Annotated in this window: 3 protein-coding genes and 1 pseudogene; 1 reads left to right on the top strand and 3 read right to left on the bottom strand. The window is 60.5% G+C overall.

Translation table 11 applies throughout. The features are described from left to right. Positions 1-611, bottom strand: a pseudogene (locus AC5JJ6_RS01150) (IS3 family transposase); the annotation flags it as partial. Between the two features lie 457 nt (positions 612-1,068). On the opposite strand from AC5JJ6_RS01150, the gene AC5JJ6_RS01145 reads away from it, so the two are divergent. Continuing rightward, a complete protein-coding gene (locus AC5JJ6_RS01145) occupies positions 1,069-1,533 on the top strand; it encodes a calcium-binding protein (protein ID WP_496040276.1) in 465 nt (154 codons plus the stop codon). 172 nt (positions 1,534-1,705) lie between these two features. Here the strand turns inward: AC5JJ6_RS01145 and AC5JJ6_RS01140 are convergent, their stop codons facing one another. Together AC5JJ6_RS01140 and AC5JJ6_RS01135 are read right to left on the bottom strand one after the other, a co-directional pair. Continuing rightward, positions 1,706-2,662, bottom strand: coding sequence for a YihY/virulence factor BrkB family protein (locus AC5JJ6_RS01140; RefSeq protein ID WP_496040275.1), 957 nt, complete (start codon positions 2,660-2,662; stop codon positions 1,706-1,708). Between the two features lie 133 nt (positions 2,663-2,795). Next, positions 2,796-3,773, bottom strand: coding sequence for a hypothetical protein (locus AC5JJ6_RS01135; protein ID WP_496040274.1), 978 nt, complete (start codon positions 3,771-3,773; stop codon positions 2,796-2,798). Positions 3,774-4,043: the final 270 nt, after the last annotated feature.

Here is a 4,043-nt window from a genome sequence, read left to right as displayed (position 1 = left end):
GTAGATTTTGTGCCCCGGCGCCGGCTTCGAGGTGTTGGGCTTGCGGTAAACAGCCTGGATCCTCATCCGCTTCATCAGCGTCGAGACATGCCGACGGCCGGTCTGGAAGCCTTCGGCGGTGAGCAGATCACGCAGCATGCGACTGCCGGCGAATGGAAACTCGAGATGCAGTTCGTCCATCCGGCGCATCAGCGCGAGGTCGGCGGTCGAGGCCGGCCGTGGCAGGTAATAGACGCTGCCCCGGCTGACGTTGAGCATCCTGACCTGTCTGGTGATCGGCAGATCATGCGAGCGGTCGATCATCGCTTTGCGCTCAGCAAACCCGCTTTGCCGAGCGCGCCGGCCAAAAAATCGTTCTCCAGCGTCAGCTCTCCGATCTTGGCATGGAGCACCGTCAGATCCACCGGCGGCCCCTGATTGTCGCCGCGGCTCTCCGAGCCAAACAATCCGGCTGCCCCGTCGAGAAGCTGCGACTTCCATTGAGTGATCTGGTTGGGATGAATGTCGAACTGCTGAGCCAACTCGGCCAGCGTCTTCTCGCCCTTGACGGCGGCCAAAGCCACCTTCGCCTTGAAAGCCGGTGTGTGGTTCCGGCGCGGTCGTCTTGTCATTGCTTCTCCTGTGCGGCACGCATACTGGCCGCTTTCAGGCAGAAACTCCACTTATCCCGATGTTCAGATTTCCCGAGCCAGCTCTTTTTGATGGTCTCCACTCCTGTTTGCTGTCTTTGGTGCGAACAGTCGTCGCTTGATCCGATATGATATCGTAGCAGGCAAGCAGCGGTGGCGCTGTAACCCATGCCGCTCCCAGTTCACTCGCCTTGAAGGACACGGCACGCCTGAACCGACCAGGCGTGCCGCTGTCAGCCTGTATGGCTACGGCCTGTCGTCCAACGCCGTTGCCCAACTGTTCGGCACCACGGCATAGTCTGTGCTGAGCTGGGTGTGCGGCTATGTCGATCCCTGCTTCGCCAAGGCCAGCCTGTTCCAGGCATCAACATATCATGCCGGACTAAATCAGCATTGACGCTGTTGATCCCGTTATCGACAAGGTGCTGGAGGTGAAAGCATGGCTATCGACTACACTTGGACAAACGTCTTTGTTGGGGATGATTACAACAACACGCTCGTCGGGTCGTTTGGACAGGATGAACTGTACGGCTTCGGCGGCGACGACATCATAGTGGGTGATTTTGGCCAGGACCACATCGACGGCAACAATGGAAACGATCTGCTGGCCGGAGCAAGCCTCGAAGGGTTTCTTGATCCAGAACCGGACATCTTCGTGTTCGACCCCGATGACGGCAACGACACGATCACCGATTTCACTCCAGCGTCCTACGATTACCTCTACCCAGTGCCGGGCGATCAGATCGTGCTGCTGGGCGGCACGCCCAACGATGTCGGGAATATCCTCGCCAGTGCGACGACGACCGTGACTGGGCAAACCATTCTGGTTTATGGCAACACGACGATCGGCCTCAATGGGATCGATGAGACCGAGGTGTCCCCAGATTGGTTCCTGCTGGCCTGAGCTTGCCGCCGGGTGATCTGGTTAGGGTGAATGTCAACCTGCGGAGCCATCCCGGCCAGCGTCTTTTCGCCCTTTCCGGCAGCCAAAGCCACTTCGCCTCAAAAGCCGGGGTATGGTCCCTCTACCGTTTAAGTTTTCAGCGCCAGCTATTGTGACACCTGCTTGCCGGCGCTCACTGCGGCTTATGATCAGCCGCCTTGGCGCCGCGGGCACCTACCGGACGGTCGGCTCCGATCGTCGTATCCAATGATGTCTGCCTCTCCATTTCGGCATTCAGAGCCGCTCCGATGAGCACTGCGTAGGCAACCAGGTAAAGCCAGACCATCACCGTCAGCACTGATCCCGCCACGCCGTAGGCCGTCGCGTAGTTCGCCACGTGGCGGACGTAGAGCGAGAACCCCAGCGACGCCAGTATCCACAGGGCGGCGCCGGCCGCGGCACCCCAGGCGACCCATCGCCACTTCGGAGCCGCGCGACACGGCCCGATGCGATAGCACAGCGCCAGCGAAACGATCAGGATCGCGCCCAGAAGAAGCCAGCGGGAGATTGCGATGGCAGCACTCCAGAACGATCCGGCCGCGTCAAGTCCCGGGATGGAGATATCGATCGTGAGAAGAGCGACAGAACCGATTACCAGCACCAGTCCGCCGCAGCCCAGCAGCAGCGCTTGTCCGTTCAGGACGAGGAAGCCGCGTGTCTCCCTTTCATGATAGGCGTGGTTGAGACCTGCCATCAGCGCCCGCATGCCGAAAAGTATGCTCCAGATCATCATCGTGACGCTGCCGGCCAGTCCCCATCCGAAACTCGCCCCGGCGTCTCGCGCCGTCCCGATCAGCTGATTGTACAGAGCTTCGACCGCTTGTTCAGGCAGGATGCCCCTAAGCTCCTGCATCTGGCCCTGAACGGTTTCGGTTCCGACGAACAGCCCGTAGACCAGCACAAGCACGGCGAACATCGGGATCAGGGCGTAGAATGCGAAGAAAGCCACCCCGGCCGCCGCAACCCAGAGAGATTTCTCCGAGGAGGCCTGCCATACCCGCTTCAGGATTTCCCACCAGCCGGCATCGGATATCTCGTCCGGATGGGCAGCGCTCCTGTCGGAACGGCTGGAGGCGTGATCTTCAGGCATGGTTTGCCACAGCGGCTGGAGAAAAAGGTACGGGGACGTTTGCCAGGATCTCCAGCAAACGTCCCCGGTTACAGCGGACAGATGGGTTTGAGGATTAGACGTCCACCAGCGTATGGCTGACCCTAGATCCTAGTCAGAACCCACGCCTTGCTGACGTCGTGGTGGCCGAAGCCGTGACAACCGGATCGACGGCACCCGCACGGCCACCGAACCAACCACCGACGGCTCCGAGGAGCAGGGCAATCGCAGCGGCCAAGGCTCCGGTCGCGATGGTGCTGGCGGCGGTGTCGGCCGCCTCGGTTGCCTGTTGCTTCGCCTGATCGACGGTCTGCTGGTACTGCTGCTGATACTGCTGAACCTGGGTGCGGGCTTCCTCAACCGGAATTCCCTGTGCTTTCGACAGCGCCTGGGCGGCGCGCTCGCGGGCCTCCTGGGCCTGCGCCTGATCCCCGGTCACCGACGCCCGCACAGCCGCAACGGCTGCATCACGCAGCGCCTGCGGATCGTTTCCGCCGGTCGAGGAGCGGACCGACTGCTCGATCTGGGAGAACGGGTCGGAGACGTTGGCCAGGGACGGCGCCGCACTCTGGGCTGCCGTGTCGGCGGCACTGCCAACGCTGCCGATGGCGCCCGAGACAGTGTTGTAGATGCCGCCCACGGCTGAACTCAGCAACCAGAAGATCATCAGAGTTGTCAGCGCCCAGGTGACCAGGCCGTGCCAGCTTGCGGTCGCATTCTTCGGCTTTCCCGACAGGCGACCGGCGGTGTAGCCGCCCAGGAACGCGGCGATAATGCCGGACACGGTCCACCAGATCGCGGCACCGATCGAGAAGGATGATGCGGCGGGATTGTCGGCTGCCGCCACATCCACGGTGGAGGCCCCTACTCCGATGCCGATCATGTTCAGGATGAGGTGGGCCACCAGCGAGACCACCACGCCAGCGATCACCGCTCCCCAGGAAATCTTATTGAGGAGAACCGTCCGAACATCATCCGTCTGTAATCCCACGGATGTACCGGGCGTGTCATAGACACCTTCCTTCACCGGTATGTTTGGGGTTGCCATGTTTCCGTACTCCTGCTGAATGATGTGCGGAAAACCAGAGATCAAGGAGTTCGTTCCCTGAGCTTCTGAGTTGCTGTGTGCAGAGTGCAGTATCATTGAGGAATGAATGCACCAGTCCGACAACCACTCAGCTGATCACTCGTCTCGTCTCAGCTGAATCCTGCTTTCTGCAACACGAACTGTTTCCAGCCAGTAAGATGTTTTTATCTACCTATCCATTTTCTCAGCAAAGGGCACAACTGGCACTTTTGATTTAAGGAACCTTCCTGTAATCGCTCGTGTTGCGCTGTGACTTTTCCCCGATGACGCGGCGAG

The organism is Skermanella sp. (genome assembly GCF_059503625.1).
This window is presented reverse-complemented; position numbering and strand designations above follow the sequence as displayed.